This window comes from Streptomyces sp. NPDC001732 (assembly GCF_053596315.1).
The window spans coordinates 1-1,395 of record NZ_JBSFFY010000204.1; the positions used below are offsets into that span (position 1 = coordinate 1).

The 1,395-nt window shown below is 69.0% G+C and carries 1 protein-coding gene; it reads right to left on the reverse strand.

Annotated elements, in window-relative coordinates; all coding sequences use genetic code 11:
- Positions 1 to 91: 91 nt before the first annotated feature.
- Complete coding sequence (locus ACWCXX_RS41400; RefSeq protein WP_389294518.1) at positions 92 to 1,336, reverse strand: IS701 family transposase; 1,245 nt, start codon at positions 1,334 to 1,336, stop codon at positions 92 to 94.
- Between the last annotated feature and the right edge of the window lie 59 nt (positions 1,337 to 1,395).

The following is a 1,395-nucleotide window of genomic DNA, read 5'->3' on the forward strand; positions in this document are numbered from 1 at the left end:
TACTCCAGCAGCGGTTCGTGTCCTGAACTGCGTTTTCGGTAGTGGCAGCTGCGGGCGATGGCCTGGCGACGTCTTCTCCAGGCCGACCAGTTCAGTGCGTGGGTGACGGGGTCGCGGTCGGCTCTTGGGCGGGGCAGGAGAGTGTCCAGGAGCCGTCGGATCTCTGCCACGGTGAGCGGGACGAGGGCTGATCCGTTTCTGCAGCCCCCTTTGCGGCCTCGCCGCCGGCCCGGGCGGCGAGTGCGGCCAGGACGGCGTGGGCGAGCATGGCCAGGGTGATGTGCCGGTACCAGCCCGGATAGCGGCGGACCTCGTACTCGTCCAGGCCGCACTCGTTCTTCGCGGCCTGGAAACACTCCTCGATCGCCCATCGGGTGCCGGCGATCCGGGCCAGTTCGCCGGTCTCGACGCCGACGGGCGCGTGGGCGAGGTAGTAGGCGATCTCGTCGGGGTCGGACAGGCTGCGCCGGGCCAGCACCCAGCGGTGGTGGGACGGCGGCTCCGGGTCGAAGACGATGTTGGCGGGCAGTTTTGCCGCGGCCCAGTCGTAGACGCGCGGGCCCTTGGCCCCGTTGCCGCAGGACAGCCGCTGCCAGGCATCGACGGGGGCTTCGTCGATGAGCTGGTCGATGCGCCAGGCACCGGCCAGTGACTTGACCTGCTGGGACTTGGGCACCGCGACGACGTAGCCCAGGCCGAGTTGCTCGAGCAGGCGGCGGAAGTTCCAGTCCTGCCCGTATGCCTCGTCCGCGGTGACCCAGGCGGCCGGCAGACCGGCGGCCAGACAGCGGCGCACGAGGTCCCGGGCCAGCTCGCCCTTGGTGGCAAAGCCGCGTTCGTCAGGGATTTTCGCTGTCCGGCACCGCTCGCGGTCGGAAGTCCAGGCCTTCGGCAGGTAGAGCTCCCGGTCGACCAGGGCCCGGCCCGAACCGGTGGCGTAGGCGGCGAACACGCCGATCTGACAATTGTCGATCTTTCCTGAGGTGCCGGTGTACTGCCGGCCCACCCCGGCAGAGGTGGTGCCCTTCTTGATGAACCCGGTGTCGTCGATGATCAGCACACCACCGGGACCAAGGGACTCGCCGACGTAGGCACGGACGTCGTCGCGCAGGGCGTCTGCGTCCCAGGCGCTGCTGTTCAACAGCCGCTGGAAACCGTCCGGAGTGCGGTGGCCCGCCCATTCCGCGAGCTGCCAGCCGTTCTTGCGGGTCGCCCGCCCCAGCAGGCCGCGGACATAGTCCCGCATCCGCCAGCGCAGATCCGCCCGAGCGAACCGGCCCGCCACCCGGGCGAACACTGAATCCAACTCGGCAGTCCAGAAAGCGACTTCAGCCATTCCCTCCATACCAGGACAACGACAACCACCAGTTCAGGACACGAACCGCTGCTGGAGTA

Excerpts from the sequence above, each read along its gene's own strand:
- ACWCXX_RS41400 (WP_389294518.1), bottom strand. The coding sequence starts at position 1,336 with ATGGCTGAAGTCGCTTTCTGGACTGCCGAGTTGGATTCAGTGTTCGCC.